Raw genomic sequence first — 15949 nt, 5'->3', positions numbered from 1 at the left:
TTTTTTACATATCCGCTTTGAAAGTTAAACATCCGTATTTAAAGCCACACTCGGCTGAGCATTTCTTAATTTTCGCTGTTTCAAATAATAGGCTAGCATTAAACACAGAATCCATGCGGGAATCATCATGACTGCGATCCGCATATCCGCAGTCATTGACATCACCACGAGAATACCCAACATAAAGATCATGCACAGATAATTACTAAATGGATAAGCAATACTTGGGAACTTGGTAGTGACACCCTGTGCTTGCATGGCCTTACGGAACTTTAAATGCGTCCATGAAATCACCACCCAGTTAATCACAATCGCTGCAACCACCAGCATCATTAACAAACCAAATGCTTTCGCAGGGAATGCATAGTTCAACAACACACACAGTACCGTAACGAATGCAGATACATAAACCGCATTGGTTGGAATACCACGTTTGTTGATTTTCTGAAGGAACTTAGGTGCATTACCTTGTTGAGCCAAGCCCAATAACATACGGCTACTGCAATAGCTGGTTCCGTTATAAACAGATACAGCCGCAGTTAAGATCACAAAGTTCAACATTGTTGCAACGCCTTGGCTATCCAATGATGCGAAGACCATCACGAATGGGCTACCACCTTGCGCCATTTGGTTCCAAGGGAACAGTGCGAATAAGATGAAAAGCGTTGCAATATAGAAAATCAAAATACGATAGATAATTTGATTCACTGCTTTCGGCAAGGTTTTATCAGGATCACGTGCTTCTGCCGCAGTGATACCAAATAACTCAATTCCACCAAAGGCGAAAATGATCACTGCCATGGCCATGACCAGACCTTCTACACCAAATGGAAAGAATCCACCCAATGCCCAAAGATTACTGATACCAGCTTGTGGCCCTGCTGTTCCTGTTGCAAGTAAATACGAACCAAAACCAATCATGGCCAAGATTGCTAAAATTTTGATGATAGAGAACCAAAACTCCATTTCACCAAAAAACTTGACATGCAAAAGGTTGATACCGTTAATTAAGATAAAAAAGGCCAATGCCGAAACCCATGTCGGGATTTCAGGCCACCAATATTGAATATATAACCCAATCGCCGTGAGCTCAGCCATACAGACCAGCACATTGAGTACCCAATAGTTCCAACCTGACATGAAACCTGCAAATGAGCCCCAGTATTTATAAGCAAAATGGCTAAATGAACCACTGACTGGCTCTTGTACCACCATTTCACCTAACTGTCGCATCATTAAAAATGCAATGAGCCCTGCAATCGCATAACCCAGAATGACCGATGGGCCAGCCAGCTTAATCGATTGTGAGATACCTAGAAACAAACCTGTGCCAATCGCACCACCTAGCGCAATAAGCTGGATATGCCGATTGCTTAAACCTGGGTTCAGGTTTCCTTGCTCCTGTTTTGACATATGATTATTCTCATCCGTGTCGCGTAATTTTTCTGTCTAAAATTACGTATATCATAAGTTAATCACAAATGCCTATATCTAACCCGAAAAATAATTAATTCACTTTTCGAATAACCGCGCATATAAACAGAAAATTCAACAAATAACAAATATTATGAATAATGTAATTAAATTATGTATTGCGTAATTAATTATTTTCAGTATGATAGAAATTAAGACACAGGGATTTTTGCTCTAAGCAAACTAGAATTGACCGATAAAAACCTATACATCATTTTATCTTTCAATCGCTTAATCAAAACACTCCCTAAATAACCAGATTAGACCGACAGAATTAAAGACAAGGAAAGCGAATCATGGCACATCATTTAACTTCTTTTCTTGAGATTGATGCCCAATCAGATTTCACAATACATAATTTGCCATACGGCATTTTCAGCGAGACAGCACAAGGTGAAAAACGCGTTGGCGTTGCAATTGGTGAATGGGTGCTTGACCTTGCCGCATTAGAGCAAAAAGGCTTATTACAGCTCACAACAGTAAACTGCTTTAATCAGCCAACATTGAATAAATTTATTGAAACAGGCAAACACAATTGGCATACGGTTCGCAGCACTGTGCAAAGCTTATTGTCTGCGGAAAATCCGACCTTACGTGATGATGCAGATTTACGTCAGCAAGTCTTGTTTAAACAAGAAGATGTGGTTTTACATTTACCGATTCATGTACCTGGCTATACCGACTTCTATTCATCGAAAGAACATGCCACCAATGTCGGTACCATGTTTAGAGACCCTAAAAATGCGCTATTGCCGAACTGGAGCGAATTGCCTGTCGGCTATAACGGTCGTGCCAGTTCTGTGATTGTCAGCGGTAAAGACATTGTGCGCCCTTCAGGACAAATCAAATTACCGAATGAAGAACGTCCTATGTTCTCGGCAACCCGTAAACTCGACTTTGAATTAGAAACTGCTTTTGTCGTGGGTAAAGCAACTGAATTGGGCGAGCCGATTGCCATTGAAAATGCATGGGAACATATCTTCGGTATGGTGTTGCTGAATGATTGGTCAGCACGTGATATTCAACAATGGGAATATGTCCCTTTAGGTCCTTTCAATGCCAAAACCTTTGCCAGTGCCATCTCACCGTGGGTGGTGACCATGGAAGCGCTTGAACCATTTAAAGTCAAAGGTCCGGAGCAACAACCAAAACCATTAGGCTATCTACAAGAAAACACCGCAAACAGCTATGATATTCAGCTTAGTGTTGAAGTTCAAACCCCTCAATCTTCACAGTCTAATGTGATTTGCCAAACCAACTTCAAATATATGTATTGGTCAATGGCACAGCAACTGACCCATCACACTATTGCAGGCTGTAATGTCCAAGTCGGCGATTTAATGGGTTCAGGCACAATTTCAGGCCCAACTGAAGATTCTTATGGCAGCTTACTGGAACTGACGTGGAATACCACCAAACCGCTCAACCTTTGCAACGGCGAAAAGCGTGGCTTCTTGGAAGATGGTGACCGTGTTGTGATGAAAGGCTACTGTGAAAAAGATGGAATCCGCGTGGGCTTTGGCGAAGTTGCCAATACCATTTTACCAGCACGTCACTTTCGTTTTAATCAACAAAAGGACGAGCGTTATGAAACTGTATAGTTACTTTCGTAGCTCTGCGGCTTATCGGGTACGTATCGCGCTTAACCTAAAAGCATTGCCCTATGAAACTGAAGCAGTGCATCTCGTTAAAAATGAGCAGCAACTGGCAAGTTATCGTGCCCTCAATCCAAGTCAGTTGGTGCCGACACTACTTGACCAAGATCAGGTCTTTACCCAGTCGCTCAGCATTTTGGAATATCTGGAAGAACGTTATCCAGCCAAAGCGCTGTTACCCAAAGATCTGATTGAACGTGCCAAAGTTCGTGCCTTTGCACAAAGCATTGCCTGTGATATTCATCCGATCAATAACCTGAGAGTGTTGAAGTATCTACAAAACGATCTTGCGATCAGTAATGAGCAAAAAACGCTGTGGTACAGACATTGGATTTTAGAAGGCTTTCACAGCTTAGAAATGCAATTACAGCATTCCAATGGGCAATTCTGCTTTGGCTCACAGCCAACTTTTGCAGACTGCTGCTTGATTCCTCAAGTCTACAACGCCAAGCGCTTTAAAATTGATTTAAGTGCTTTTCCCAAGATTGAGTCGATCTACCAACATTGTTTAACCCTTCCCGCATTCTTGAATGCGACCCCAGAACAACAACCAGATTGGGAATAGAGATAAAAGGAGTTTTATCATGAGCTTTGCAATTAAAAAAATTCATCATGTGGCTTATCGCTGTAAAGATGCGAAAGAAACCGTCGAATGGTACAAAAAAATGCTGCATATGGATTTCATTCTGGCCTTTGCAGAAGACCATGTGCCATCCACCAAAGCCTTTGATCCGTACATGCATTTGTTTTTAGATGCGGGCCAAGGCAATGTATTGGCCTTCTTTGAACTGCCGACGCAACCAGATATGGGCCGTGATGAAAACACACCACAATGGGTACAGCATATTGCTTTTGAAGTGGAAGATTTAGATGCGCTGATGGCAGCAAAAGCACATCTCGAAGCCAATGACGTGAAGGTATTAGGGGTGACCAACCATGGTATCTTCCACTCGATTTACTTCTTCGATCCAAATGGTCATCGTCTGGAACTGACCTATAATGATGTCAATGCCGATGCCAAGATTGCACGAATTACCGAAGAAATGAAATTAGAAATGCTGGATGAGTGGAGTCGCACCAAACGTGCACCACACCATACTCATTTCTTACACGAAGATGAACTCGGTGCATAAATTCAGTTCCATGAATTTGGCATTAGCATTGTAAAATGTTAATGCCTTTTTTTATGGTCTAAATTTAAAGCATTTTGTATATTTTTAAGGCATAGTAGGCTCAGCAAAATAGCGTGCAATCTCTCTAAAAACAATTGTATGCTTATGCAATTCACCAATTTGATTCATTTAAAAAGATGATTTCTATTTTGCCAACTGCTCAGGCATTATGTGCTGGATGTAAATTGTCCATGATTGACAGCAACAAACACGGCGTGAAAGCACGCAGCTTAAGGGTTATTGAATGATTGAAGAAAAGTTATCTGGTGGGGTTCAATCACTTGAGGTCGGTTTAGCGGTACTCAATGCCCTTTTAGAGCATAACAAGCCCATTATATTAAAAGACCTATCCAGCAAACTGGATATGCACCCTGCCAAGGTACACCGTTATCTGGTCAGTCTGATTCGCATGAATTACGCCAAGCAGCTCACCGATGGTCAGTACGCCTTAGGCGATCAAGCATGGCGTTTAGGCTTGAACTGTATCCAGCATACCGATGTATTACAGCTGGTTCAGCACCTGATTTATGAATTACAAAACAAGATTGGCTGTGGTATTCAAATCAGTAAATGGTCGCCCAAAGGGCCTTTAGTGGTTCAATCGATTGAATCCAACCATCCAATTTCAATCGTGACCAAGGTTGGTTCGATCATGCCATTGGTCAATTCCGCAGCGGGTCGTGTGTTTGCCTCTTATATGCCTGAAGCCGTGATTAAGCCGTTGATGCAAGCGGAATGGGAAAAAGCGGCTCATAACCATTACCCGATTAGACCGACTGATTGGGATGAGTTTCTATTACTCAAAGAGAATGTCCTGCAACATGGCATGTCGATTGCTCAGGGTGATCTTTTGGTCGGGATTAATGCAGTGGGTCTACCGATCTTTAATGCGCATCATTCAATGGAGTTTTGTATTGTCGCGTTGGACAGTGAAATGTTTTTCTCAGTTCATGAGGGCAGCGAGAACTTAGAACTGTTTAAACGTGAAGTTGCAGCAATCAATCAATATATTCAAACCCGTTAATAATTCATCCATATAAAAAAGCCAAGAAGCAAACTTCTTGGCTTTTTTGTTTCAAGCTTTGAGCTGAATTATTTTGCTTCTAGTACACCACGGCGGATCTGGTCACGTTCGATGGATTCAAACAATGCCTTGAAGTTGCCTTCACCAAAGCCATCATCATCTTTACGTTGAATAAATTCAAAGAACACAGGCCCAAGCATGTTTTGCGAGAAAATCTGCAACAACAGTTTTTTCTGACCATCTTTGGTATTGCCATCCAACAAGATACCGCGTTTTTGCAGTTCTTCCGTTGGCTCACCATGATTAGGTAAACGCTCTTTCAACATTTCATAGTAGGTTTCAGGTGGTGCAGTCATAAACTGCATACCAATCCCTTTTAACTTGTCCCATGTTGAAAGCAGGTCATCGGTAATAAACGCGATATGCTGAATGCCTTCACCATTAAAATCTGCCAAGAACTCTGCAATTTGACCGTTGCCCTTGTCTGAATCTTCATTCAGTGGAATACGAATCATGCCATCTGGCGCAGTCAAGGCTTTAGAGGTTAAACCTGTATATTCGCCTTTGATGTCAAAGTAGCGGATTTCTTGGAAGTTAAAGATTTTTTCGTAGAAGTTCGCCCAATACTCCATACGTCCTTTATAGACATTATGAGTTAAATGGTCGATTTCGTTCAGGCCCGCACCTTTTGGATTTCTGTCTGCATCATCAAAGAAAATAAAGTCATTTTCATAGATATCACGATCAACAAGGAAAATTGGCATGCCACCAATCCCTTTGATCGCAGGGATATTTAATTCCATTGGCCCAGCTTGTGAATACATTGGTTCTGCACCAAGCTCCACGGCTTTGCTAAATGCTTTGGCTGCATCACGAGTTCTAAAACCCATTGCACAGGCTGAAGGGCCATGTTCTTTAAAGAAGAATGAAGCATAAGATTCAGGCTGGTAGTTCAAGATAATGTTGATATTACCCTGACGCCATAAATAAACTTTTTTAGACTTATGCTTTGCGACTTTAGAAAAACCGATGGTCTCAAAGATCTGATCTAATCCGTTTTCCGTCGAAACAAATTCAATAAAAGCAAAACCACATAATTCTAATGGGTTATCTAAAATGTCCATCTAGTTTCCCTTATTTAGATAAATTCATCCGTTTAATGCTCTGTATAGGTCTTATTCTTCAATTGCTTAATCGCTATCTAAAAGCATCAACCTATACATGCGTTATCAGAAAAGGCGACCGGTGTTTTTATAAGTATGTAAAAGCATCCGTATTAAAGCCCTTTCCGTCCATAAGTCAGCCAAATGAAGAAATCATGATTCTTGATCTTGGCTCTCAGCTATAAATTCATGCTACAAGAAAGTCTAAATTTATGCAATACATAATTCAATTATGTTATGTGTAATTTTATTACTGTTTGGCTCTGCCAATTAAAGGTCGCTATTAAAGAATAATTGGCGATATCTCTAAATCAGACTATGGTCTCAAGCTGATACGAATAAAAGTATTGTGAGTAGACGGCCTGTCTTATTTCCTTAACAAAGTTCGATTAGCTTAAGCCTATGAGCTACGCAGGCGAATGAGATAGACATGACACAAACTTCGATTTTAGAACAGTTAACTCAACTCATTGAAAGCTATAGTCATGAGCATAGTGGTAGACCGCAAAAGATTTTGATTGGTTATAAGGCCTATTATGACTTGATGGGAAATTCGAGTTTTGCCACCGAAGTTACTGACTCCGCTTTAAACCCCAATAAAAGAAAGTATAAAAAGATTAAAATTAAAGTCACCAAAGATGACTATCAGCTTGAGCTAGAATAACGCCCCTGGAAAGAGAATAATTCTCATATCTAACAATTCATTACTTGAGCTTGTGTGAGCTTCTTGGCATCGTTTGTCAGTTGCTTCATTATGGGAATCTCCTGCCGATGGCTAGTCCAGCGCAAGCTATAAGACATAAATTACTTAACACTTTCTTTTCAAGACATTCTGTTTGGTTTCTTTGTATTTTTACTGCTTTAACCATTACTTGGTTTAAATTTACCTATACCCCACATACCATTTATTATTTTATATCTGATACCCTTTTAAACGGTCTTTGGTTAGTCACTGGGGTGCTCAGCATTGTTGGTTTACGCGACTTACTGCAAAAGAAACATGCAATTTTGAGAAACTATCCAATTTTGGGACATTTCCGCTTTCTGTTTGAAGATGTTCGCCCTGAAATTCGTCAATATTTCATTGAATCGGATCAAGATGCCCTGCCTTTTTCACGTATGCAACGCAGCCTTGTTTATCAACGTGCAAAAAATGAAAATGCGGATAAGCCCTTTGGTTCAATCATTGATGTCTATGATCCAAACTATCGCTTCATTGTACATTCCATTGCCCCGTGTCCTCCTGCGAATCCAGAATCTTTCCGGGTACTGATTGGTAATGCGCAATGTAGCCAGCCGTATAGCGCATCGATCATGAATATCTCAGCAATGAGCTTTGGTAGTCTGAGTGCTAACGCAATCCGTGCATTGAACAAAGGTGCACATTTAGGCAACTTCTACCACGATACCGGTGAAGGTAGTCTCAGCCCCTACCATTTAGAGCATGGTGGCGATATTGTCTGGCAAATTGCCAGTGGCTATTTTGGTTGCCGTACCGCTGAAGGCTTATTTGATCCAGACAAGTTTGCACAGCAAGCCAAAAATCCGAATATTAAAATGATTGAGGTCAAGCTCTCACAAGGTGCGAAACCAGGTCACGGCGGTATTTTACCCAAGCATAAAATCACTGAAGAAATTGCCCGTATTCGTGGTATTTCCAGAGACCATGACTGTGTTTCCCCTTCTAAACACCCAAGTTTTAACACCCCGATTGAAATGATGCATTTCATTCAAAAACTCAGAGAGCTTTCAGGTGGTAAACCAGTTGGCTTTAAACTCTGTATTGGTCAACCTTGGCAATTTATGAGCATTGTCAAAGCCATGCTCGAAACCAAAATTGTGCCTGACTTTGTGGTGGTTGATGGTTCTGAAGGCGGAACTGGCGCAGCACCAATCGAGTTTAGTGACTATATTGGTACGCCACTCAGAGAAGGTTTGCGCTTTGTGCATAATACACTAGTGGGTACAGGATTGCGTGATCAAATCAAAATTGGTGCCAGCGGTAAAATGATCAGCGCCTTTGATATTGCCAGCACCTTTGCCTTAGGTGCGGATTGGGTCAATTCCGCACGTGGCTTTATGTTTGCGGTAGGTTGTATCCAAGCACAAAGCTGCCATACCAACCAATGTCCTGTTGGTATTGCAACACAGGATAAAGATCGTCAGAAAGCGATTGATGTTCCAAGTAAAGCTGAACGTGTGTTTAACTTCCATAAAAACACGCTGCACGCCTTATCTGAAATGATTGCAGCTGCGGGTTTACATCACCCATCCGACATTAAAGCGCATCATTTGGCACAGCGTATGAATGATCGCGAAATCAAAAACTATGCACAGATCCACTTCTTCTTAAAAGAAAATGAATTGCTGCATAGCGATTTAAATGATGACGAGAATTTCTACTATCGTATGTGGAAAATGGCGGATGCCAATCAATTTTAATATAAACGTTTAAGCCAATAAAAATCACCACTAGTAATAGTGGTGATTTGGTTTTGCATGTAAGAAAGCAGGAATTAAGCCTGTCAGCGCAGCACGAATATCAGCACGTTCATTAATTAATTGGTGTGAGCCTTCTTCCAGCATCAATAAAGTCTGCAATCTAAACTTACGGCGAATATATTCAATGTTATAACGCCAATCTACGGTTTGATCTAAAGCACCCTGTGCGAGCCACACAGGAATACGACATGCTGGTCGCTGTTCCATTTCCAGCATCCATTTTGACATCGCCAAAATCCAGTCCATGCCCATCATTCGAGGTTGCAAAGGATCCTTTAAACGAACAAAGCGTAAAAATTCAGGATTATGATTATTACGACGGAAATGTCGTGGTACTTGACTTTTGATCCTACGGATAATGCCCAGACCAACCGAGTTATGCCACCATGCCGTTTTCGCAGGCCGAATCAATGGCGACAACAATAATACCCGATCGACAATAGGATCTTCTCGGCGTTCTGCATATTCAAGTAAGTGATGCATCCAAATTGCACCACCCGTACTTTGCCCAATCCCTAACCACGGCTTCGGTAATTGCTTCGCACCACGAACCGCATCGTAAACCGCGTGTAAAACTTGCTGATAGTGATCAAAATTCTGAATACTGGCAGGTGAACCATTGCTTAAGCCATGTCCAGGCAAATCGTAAGTAACAACACTAAAGCCCTGCTCAAGAATTTCTTTGATAATCGGTTGATAAATACCGCTATGTTCCAAATAACCGTGCAGCAAACACACCGTACCCTGTAATTTCTGTTGTTTAGGCTGAAACACTTGGACATGCACACGGAACAGTGGCATTTCTACATAGCCCTGCCAATGTTCGCCATCCAATAAATGTAAACCATATAACTTACGATACGCCTGTAATGGCTTTGAGATCTCTGTGACACGCGATAAATCCAAAGGTTCAAGCACCTGAGGTGTGGTCTCACGATTTGGTACAGGTAAATCCAGTTGTTTTAAAATTGTCGGATTTAAAAATGGAATATCGGACATTAGGGTATCTCTCGACAATCACTTGAGCCAAATAACATATCACGAATCGTAGCCAGCATTTCATAGTTGGCACGGCGGCTATGATCATAGTTTTGTTCACTTGGACGCCATTGCGTTAAGGTCGTTGGCATTGGGGCCATGACAGGCACAGTCTCAATACCATTTAAAGCAAATAAACGTCGTGTCCGTGGCATGTGGTACTCATCGGTAATCAAAATGACGGTTGGCGCACCACCTTTCTTTTGTAGTAATAGAGAACTGAATCGAGAGTTTTCACAAGTATTCATACTGCGGTTTTCTAACAATTTAGCATCCACACCACGCTCTTTTAACCATGCCTGCATATAAGGTGCTTCGACACCACTCAGTACGATTGGTAAAGCATATTTCTTCTCGACTTGTAAGGTTTTTTCCAAGCGTAAGCGTGTGTAATTATTCACCACAATATCTTTACCATTGGCACCAAGAGTGAGGCCACCGCCCAATACGACAATTGCATTCGGCTGTGAAGCACTTTGTGGCTCAACCAAGTTCTCTTTATTATTTTTCAATTCAATCAGGTCTTTATTGGTCTGATCTTTATCTTCTTCCTTCACAGGTAAAGCAATTGGATAGGTTTCTAAAAAGGCAATATATTTACCCATCAATGCCTGATTATCAGGTGTATTCCACTGTAAAAAATCTAAGGGTGTATTAATCACAACAGCTGAGCTTGCTTGATCCTGCTCAGCTTGTTGTTCACTCATCAATGGAATACTGGGTTGCTTTTTTTCATCTTGGCTTTCTTTTTCCTGCTCTTCAGCAATCAGCTCTTGCAACAACTTATAACGTGCTTGTATTAATCTTAAATCTTCTGATTGCTCAGATTGAAAGCTTCTTTCCATGAGTTTCAAATAAGCCTGTCGAGCAATCCATAGGTTCGAACCAGGCTCTAAGGTTTCGTGCTCACTCAACGCTGCAGGGCGCTGACTCTGCGCTGCAACCTCATTGACATCGACAGGAACAAAGCGGTTCAGACCTTTCACCACCAACTGTGAATAAAAAGGCGAATATAAAAAAAGCACAAACCAGCCCAGTAGCACGAATAATATGGTAATTACTCGTACTAAACTGACCATCCAATGTACTTTCGCCATAGATTTCTTCACCCACTATGCGCTTGAATCAAACCTTGTTCACTGTATAACACAGGTTCAGGTTCCAATAGAATACTAAACTTTTGTTTTACATCACTTTGTACAGCCTGATAAGTGCTTTGTACATCCGCTAGAGTCGCCTCAGCATAATTCACCAAAACCAAAGCTTGTTTATGAAACATCCCAACTGAGCCTAATTGCTTACCCTTCCAACCTGCTTGATCAATTAACCAGCCTGCAGCCACTTTAACACTGCTATTTGCCTGCGGATAATGCGGAATGTTTGGAAATTGTTGAGTAATTTTATCAAATTCAACTTGTGCCAAAATTGGATTCTTAAAAAAGCTTCCAACATTTGGAAATTCTTTCGGGTCTGGCAATTTACTTTGGCGAATGTGTATCACCTGATTCTGTAAGTTTTCTGCGGTCAGTTCATCGCCTACTGCTTGCTTCAGATCACCATAATTCAGTTTAAGTTCAGCTTGTTTCAATAGTTTAAAAGTCACACTGACAATGATGTAACGATTGGGGTGATCTTTGAAAATACTATGGCGATAAGCAAAATGGCAATCTTGCGCAGAGATCGAATCAAACTGTTTTAGTTCACGATCATAAACTTGTACCGATTCAATAAACTCACCCGCTTCAACGCCATAGGCACCAATATTCTGGACAGGTGAAGCACCGACTAACCCCGGTATCAAAGCAAGATTTTGCAATCCAAACCATTGCTGTTGCGTGCTATATAAAACAAAGTCATGCCAGACTTGCCCAGCACCCACCTTAACCGTAATAGTATTTTCATCTTCAGAAAGAACTTCAATTCCCTGAATATTTAAATGCATCACCAAGGCTTGTACTTGCTGTGGCAATAAAACATTACTGCCACCCGAAAGTACCAAAACGTTTAAATGCTGCTGCTCCGCAAATTCTAATGCCGCAAGGACGTCATCTGGATGATTGATTTGTACATAATGTGAAGCAATCGCATTCAAATTTAATGTATTTAAGTTTTTAAGCTGAACCTGCGCTTGTAGCTGCATATTAAATTAAATCCTATTGCCCTGCTTTCATTTGATTTTTAAAAATATCGACCCACGCTTGGCTGCTGGATTCACACTGATCAAGTACTCGATCAAATCCATCTGCACCACCATAGTATGGATCAGGCACCGCTTGTTGACTAAATTGAGGATCATGTTCACTCATCAATGCTAACTTGGCGCGAATCTGATGTGTACCGAACTGTTGCACAGCCTGAGACATGAGTGTTTGAATATCATCAAAGTTTTCATGGTCCATTGCTAAAATCAAGTCGAATTCAACAAAGTCTGCTAAAACAATCTGTCTAGCACGTAAGGTAGATAAATCATAACCACGTTTTGCAGCATGTTTTTGACTACGTAGGTCTGGTGCTTTGTTCGGATGGTAATTACTGGTCCCAGCAGAGTCGACCGTGACATTTAGGCCATGCACATCACAATAATGTCTGAGAATCGCTTCCGCAGTTGGAGATCGACAAATATTCCCTAAACAGACACATAACACATTATATTTTGTAGCCATTAGAAAAACATTCCAATATTTTGTTTTATAAGGAGATTAAAATATTGCATGCAAAATTCCAGCAAAATAAACGCAAAACGATTAAATGTCATTATGCCTGAATTGACCTTTCTGACATCAGCTATTTTGTCAAAAATTGCTTTGATTTGAAAGGAAATAGTGTTTGTCTCTTTTGAATATTCTGTATGAATATGTACTTTTTTGGAATTAACAATGTGTACCACTCACAACCGTTGCATGAAACCACACTGAACAACCAAGCTCATAAAGAAACTGAATGTTTAAAGGTCAATTATATAAAGCTAAAATGCAAAAAACGCTCAAAGAATACGGTTTTTGCGGACGGGCATTCGACTCACGCCACCTCTATCAAAGACTAAGAATGATTGTTGAAAAAGTTAAGATACATTTTGATTAAGGAATCACTTAATCCTGCTCTGCAACTTTAAACATTGAAAACATTTGCTTTTTCATATTTGCTATAGCAGTTCGACTATTATTTAAGTAGCTAAACAGCACTATCTGTAAACTTAAGCGTATATTGGAAACCGTAAAATTTGGGGAAATGACCCATAAGATTTTTAAAGCAGGCATTATCATGATTACATTACATCACTTAGACCAATCACGTTCTTTCCGAATTTTGTGGTTACTCGAAGAAATCAAACAACCATATCAATTGCAACGCTATTACCGTGACTTAACGACTCATTTGGCACCTGAGTCACTAAAAACCATTCATCCTTTAGGAAAATCTCCTGTAATTGAATGGCAAGGTAAAGTCATTGCGGAATCAGGTGCTATAGTAGAGTTGTTGATTCAAAGACTTGCTCCACATCTTGCACCAGATATAAATGACGCTATTTATGCAGATTATCTACAATGGATTCACTTCGCTGAAAGCTCTGCTATGGTGCCATTTTTATTAAAAACGTTTAATCAGATAGAAGCTAGGCATGGTACGAAATTGGTGTTTCTAGAAAACTATACTCAAGTTGAATTTGATAAAGTTTTTGGTTTTTTAAATGATTATTTAAAAGATAAAAATTTTTTAGTGGATGATCGTTTAACAGGGGCAGACTTTATGATGGGATTTGGGCTTCACGGCTTAATTCATCATATGGAACAAGGTGAAAATTATCCATATATTAAAAGTTATGTAGAACGTTTAAGCTCACTACCAAGTTGGAAGGCAGCAGAAAAAATTGAACAAGACGGCATGCTGATCTAAAGATAAAAATATATGGGTGAATCACTTAACAAATATGAATCGTAAAGTCACACTTTGAACAGATTAACTGATGAAACAAGTCCTCTTATGAGAACTTTTACACAAATTTCAGTGTGATTACGAAGACGAATAGAGAAATAGAATGTTTTAGCCATGTTTATGCTGGGCTATTTAACTAAAGATGAACCATATAACGGCGGCTATGACATCTGTCCAGTATATTTCTTGGAGGCTGATCCAGTAAAGCAGAAGATCATGACTTTCGCGCTTAAGTAAATGCACCATTACTGAACCAAGCCCGTGAAAACTTTAAACAGTATAGCGCAATGGAAGAACGATTTATTAGGGAGGTGGGAAAGCCAACGAGGCCTGAGATTCCTAAAAATTAAGATCTCTCAAATTATAGGCCTACTGTACAACGTTTACTTAAATAAGAAGCCAGTATAGACCGTTACATCTCCTAATTTTTCTTAAAAATTATTTTACATTCTGAAATGTGACTCTATCCTCGAATTGTATAAAATTACATCTACCTATATTTTTTAAGAGGCATTTTTTTGAAGATTAATGCAGTGGTTCTTCAGGATGAAGACTTAAAGTTACATAAGCTCCAAAAAGTGCAAGACTCCGTGTACGACTCAGCCCACAACAATAGAGTTTCAAATTGGCTATGGATTTATGCTGAAACAGCCGAGTTTTTTAACTTTGATATATGGGATGAGCTAGACAATGCGTATGTCAATAAAGTAATTCATTATAAGAACAAGCTTTACAAGGTCATTGAAATTAACTCTATGGGTAAAATTAGATATTCCTGAACCACTGATACAATACACATTTACCTAAAAACCTATCCCCCATAAGCTTCAATCAATTTTTTCAAAGATATGGGTGAATACCTCTTTGATTTAAACCCACTCTTTTACGAACGCGAGTTTGATTTTCATTCAATAATGCTTCAAGCAATCCATTCAAATTTTGATCATTTAAAACAGATGGGATAAATTCTTCACAGCCTAACCGATTAAAGAAAATATCTACTTTCGAGCTTTTTTGAACATACTTCATAGACCAGTTTTTAAAACTATATTTCTGAATTTTTTTAACTTCAAATTCAATAATACTGTTATGTCTAGCGTCTTTTTTGATACTTTCGAATAAAGGTAAAACAATAAAGTCTTCCCCTTCTAAACATTGGAAGAATGCATTATTTGCATAGTACAAAACTCCAAATACAGCATTCTTGGAATTAAAGTCTCTTGCTACAGTCAGGATATTGCTTAGATCATCAATCAGATCGTCAGCAAGACCTTGTCGTGAACTTGCATAGCACAATTGAATCTTCATTTTCTTCTCTCATGTACGATGCATGGTTAAAATTTGGTACTAGTCATTTACTTCAAAAACATATGGCTCTGTTGCATACTCTGAAGCTAGAAGCTCAATGAATGATGGGATTGAATTTGTAGTAAGTAAGAAAGGATTAAAATCATCTCTATGGTTTTCTAAAAAGAAGTCCCCTAATCTTTTATTAATTGGTGCAAACTTCATGTTCCAATGTTTAAAAAGTCCAAAATCACATTTTTCATAAAATAAAATTTCGCAGTTTTTATGACGATCATCTTTTAAAATTTTTTCATAGAAAAGCTCATCAATTTTACTCTTACGCCCTTCTAAACACTGAACAAAGTATCCATGCCCATAGTAAAGAACGCCTGTAATTTCATTTCGAGAATTGAAATCTACAGCTGTATCCAAGATTTTTATCAAATCCTGTTTAAGATCTGGATAGATATTGGTGGCCTTGCTTGCGTATAAAACTCTCACGAACTCCATTTTTATCACTTCCAGCTATAAAATTACATAATAGGTAAAAGCTAAATCTACCGACTAAAGTGAAAAGTCTATAGGATCAGCGACTACAATAAAACCGTCTAATACAATACATACATTTGTTTTTTAATACTATTTTAATTTTTTACTTCATTACGTATGCCTTCTGCCATACTTCTGTTAAAAAATATTAAT

General features: G+C 39.5%; 17 protein-coding genes. 9 read left to right on the top strand and 8 right to left on the bottom strand.

Features of this window, described 5'->3' with window-relative positions; genetic code table 11:
* Nucleotides 1-24: 24 nt before the first annotated feature.
* A complete protein-coding gene (locus B2727_RS15060) occupies nucleotides 25-1413 on the bottom strand; it encodes an amino acid permease (RefSeq protein ID WP_033133025.1) in 1389 nt (462 codons plus the stop codon).
* Between the two features lie 356 nt (nucleotides 1414-1769).
* Here B2727_RS15060 and fahA point away from each other — a divergent pair, with 356 nt between their 5' ends.
* From fahA to B2727_RS15040, 4 genes are all read left to right on the top strand, one after another.
* Nucleotides 1770-3074, top strand: a complete 1305-nt coding sequence (gene fahA, locus B2727_RS15055; RefSeq protein ID WP_033133024.1) for a fumarylacetoacetase — start codon at nucleotides 1770-1772, stop codon at nucleotides 3072-3074.
* Entirely contained in the window at nucleotides 3061-3693 is a 633-nt protein-coding gene (gene maiA / locus B2727_RS15050) for a maleylacetoacetate isomerase (RefSeq protein ID WP_033133023.1), read from the top strand. Before fahA ends, maiA begins: the two co-directional genes overlap by 14 nt.
* A 19-nt stretch (nucleotides 3694-3712) precedes the next feature.
* Nucleotides 3713-4261, top strand: coding sequence for a VOC family protein (locus tag B2727_RS15045; RefSeq protein WP_033133022.1), 549 nt, complete (start codon nucleotides 3713-3715; stop codon nucleotides 4259-4261).
* Nucleotides 4262-4544: 283 nt separating this feature from the next.
* On the top strand, nucleotides 4545-5324 hold the full coding sequence (locus B2727_RS15040; RefSeq protein WP_033133021.1) for an IclR family transcriptional regulator: 780 nt from the start codon (nucleotides 4545-4547) through the stop codon (nucleotides 5322-5324).
* Between the two features lie 68 nt (nucleotides 5325-5392).
* On the opposite strand, the gene hppD is transcribed toward B2727_RS15040, so the two are convergent.
* Nucleotides 5393-6448, bottom strand: coding sequence for a 4-hydroxyphenylpyruvate dioxygenase (hppD, locus tag B2727_RS15035; RefSeq protein ID WP_004807569.1), 1056 nt, complete (start codon nucleotides 6446-6448; stop codon nucleotides 5393-5395).
* 469 nt (nucleotides 6449-6917) lie between these two features.
* On the opposite strand from hppD, the gene B2727_RS15030 reads away from it, so the two are divergent.
* Nucleotides 6918-7151 (top strand): hypothetical protein, encoded by a 234-nt coding sequence (locus B2727_RS15030; RefSeq protein WP_004653215.1) that lies wholly within the window; start codon nucleotides 6918-6920, stop codon nucleotides 7149-7151.
* Nucleotides 7152-7258: 107 nt separating this feature from the next.
* Complete coding sequence (locus tag B2727_RS15025) at nucleotides 7259-8929, top strand: FMN-binding glutamate synthase family protein (protein ID WP_033133020.1); 1671 nt, start codon at nucleotides 7259-7261, stop codon at nucleotides 8927-8929.
* Between the two features lie 30 nt (nucleotides 8930-8959).
* Here the strand turns inward: B2727_RS15025 and B2727_RS15020 are convergent, their stop codons facing one another.
* Genes B2727_RS15020 through B2727_RS15005 form a run of 4 tightly spaced genes read right to left on the bottom strand, consistent with a single transcriptional unit; the run spans nucleotide 8960 to nucleotide 12690 of the window.
* Entirely contained in the window at nucleotides 8960-9988 is a 1029-nt protein-coding gene (locus B2727_RS15020; protein ID WP_033133019.1) for an alpha/beta hydrolase, read from the bottom strand.
* Nucleotides 9988-11124 carry a YdcF family protein gene (locus B2727_RS15015; protein WP_033133018.1) on the bottom strand — a complete coding sequence of 379 codons (1137 nt, stop codon included), beginning with the start codon at nucleotides 11122-11124 and terminating at the stop codon, nucleotides 9988-9990. The genes B2727_RS15020 and B2727_RS15015 overlap by 1 nt, the downstream gene beginning before the upstream one ends.
* 8 nt (nucleotides 11125-11132) lie before the next feature.
* Nucleotides 11133-12167 carry a UDP-N-acetylmuramate dehydrogenase gene (murB, locus tag B2727_RS15010; RefSeq protein WP_005203267.1) on the bottom strand — a complete coding sequence of 345 codons (1035 nt, stop codon included), beginning with the start codon at nucleotides 12165-12167 and terminating at the stop codon, nucleotides 11133-11135.
* 13 nt (nucleotides 12168-12180) lie between these two features.
* Entirely contained in the window at nucleotides 12181-12690 is a 510-nt protein-coding gene (locus tag B2727_RS15005; protein ID WP_033133017.1) for a low molecular weight protein-tyrosine-phosphatase, read from the bottom strand.
* A 598-nt stretch (nucleotides 12691-13288) separates the two neighbouring features.
* Between B2727_RS15005 and B2727_RS15000 the strand changes: the two genes are divergently transcribed.
* The 3 genes from B2727_RS15000 to B2727_RS19995 all read left to right on the top strand — a co-directional run bounded on the left by B2727_RS15000 (nucleotide 13289) and on the right by B2727_RS19995 (nucleotide 14310).
* On the top strand, nucleotides 13289-13921 hold the full coding sequence (locus B2727_RS15000) for a glutathione S-transferase family protein (RefSeq protein WP_033133108.1): 633 nt from the start codon (nucleotides 13289-13291) through the stop codon (nucleotides 13919-13921).
* Between the two features lie 153 nt (nucleotides 13922-14074).
* Entirely contained in the window at nucleotides 14075-14197 is a 123-nt protein-coding gene (locus B2727_RS14995; RefSeq protein WP_264673601.1) for a hypothetical protein, read from the top strand.
* Between the two features lie 11 nt (nucleotides 14198-14208).
* Nucleotides 14209-14310: a hypothetical protein gene (locus B2727_RS19995; RefSeq protein ID WP_241345107.1), complete on the top strand. Its 102-nt coding sequence runs from the start codon at nucleotides 14209-14211 to the stop codon at nucleotides 14308-14310.
* Between the two features lie 490 nt (nucleotides 14311-14800).
* On the opposite strand, the gene B2727_RS14985 is transcribed toward B2727_RS19995, so the two are convergent.
* Complete coding sequence (locus B2727_RS14985) at nucleotides 14801-15268, bottom strand: BLUF domain-containing protein (protein WP_005189133.1); 468 nt, start codon at nucleotides 15266-15268, stop codon at nucleotides 14801-14803.
* Between the two features lie 39 nt (nucleotides 15269-15307).
* Nucleotides 15308-15757, bottom strand: coding sequence for a BLUF domain-containing protein (locus tag B2727_RS14980; RefSeq protein ID WP_005189145.1), 450 nt, complete (start codon nucleotides 15755-15757; stop codon nucleotides 15308-15310).
* Between the last annotated feature and the right edge of the window lie 192 nt (nucleotides 15758-15949).

It is taken from the genome of Acinetobacter sp. UBA991 (assembly GCF_002292065.1).
In the GTDB taxonomy this organism is placed as follows: Bacteria; Pseudomonadota; Gammaproteobacteria; order Pseudomonadales; family Moraxellaceae; genus Acinetobacter; species Acinetobacter higginsii.
Note: the sequence above shows the minus strand (reverse complement) of the source record. Positions and strands in the feature narration are given on the sequence as shown.

What these genes read in the sequence shown, in the direction of transcription:
- B2727_RS15060 (WP_033133025.1), bottom strand. Translation starts at nt 1,413, where the DNA reads ATGTCAAAACAGGAGCAAGGAAACCTGAACCCAGGTTTAAGCAATCGG.
- fahA (WP_033133024.1), top strand. Translation starts at nt 1,770, where the DNA reads ATGGCACATCATTTAACTTCTTTTCTTGAGATTGATGCCCAATCAGAT.
- maiA (WP_033133023.1), top strand. Translation starts at nt 3,061, where the DNA reads ATGAAACTGTATAGTTACTTTCGTAGCTCTGCGGCTTATCGGGTACGT.
- B2727_RS15045 (WP_033133022.1), top strand. Translation starts at nt 3,713, where the DNA reads ATGAGCTTTGCAATTAAAAAAATTCATCATGTGGCTTATCGCTGTAAA.
- B2727_RS15040 (WP_033133021.1), top strand. Translation starts at nt 4,545, where the DNA reads ATGATTGAAGAAAAGTTATCTGGTGGGGTTCAATCACTTGAGGTCGGT.
- hppD (WP_004807569.1), bottom strand. Translation starts at nt 6,448, where the DNA reads ATGGACATTTTAGATAACCCATTAGAATTATGTGGTTTTGCTTTTATT.
- B2727_RS15030 (WP_004653215.1), top strand. Translation starts at nt 6,918, where the DNA reads ATGACACAAACTTCGATTTTAGAACAGTTAACTCAACTCATTGAAAGC.
- B2727_RS15025 (WP_033133020.1), top strand. Translation starts at nt 7,259, where the DNA reads ATGGCTAGTCCAGCGCAAGCTATAAGACATAAATTACTTAACACTTTC.
- B2727_RS15020 (WP_033133019.1), bottom strand. Translation starts at nt 9,988, where the DNA reads ATGTCCGATATTCCATTTTTAAATCCGACAATTTTAAAACAACTGGAT.
- B2727_RS15015 (WP_033133018.1), bottom strand. Translation starts at nt 11,124, where the DNA reads ATGGCGAAAGTACATTGGATGGTCAGTTTAGTACGAGTAATTACCATA.
- murB (WP_005203267.1), bottom strand. Translation starts at nt 12,167, where the DNA reads ATGCAGCTACAAGCGCAGGTTCAGCTTAAAAACTTAAATACATTAAAT.
- B2727_RS15005 (WP_033133017.1), bottom strand. Translation starts at nt 12,690, where the DNA reads ATGGCTACAAAATATAATGTGTTATGTGTCTGTTTAGGGAATATTTGT.
- B2727_RS15000 (WP_033133108.1), top strand. Translation starts at nt 13,289, where the DNA reads ATGATTACATTACATCACTTAGACCAATCACGTTCTTTCCGAATTTTG.
- B2727_RS14995 (WP_264673601.1), top strand. Translation starts at nt 14,075, where the DNA reads ATGTTTATGCTGGGCTATTTAACTAAAGATGAACCATATAACGGCGGC.
- B2727_RS14985 (WP_005189133.1), bottom strand. Translation starts at nt 15,268, where the DNA reads ATGAAGATTCAATTGTGCTATGCAAGTTCACGACAAGGTCTTGCTGAC.
- B2727_RS14980 (WP_005189145.1), bottom strand. Translation starts at nt 15,757, where the DNA reads ATGGAGTTCGTGAGAGTTTTATACGCAAGCAAGGCCACCAATATCTAT.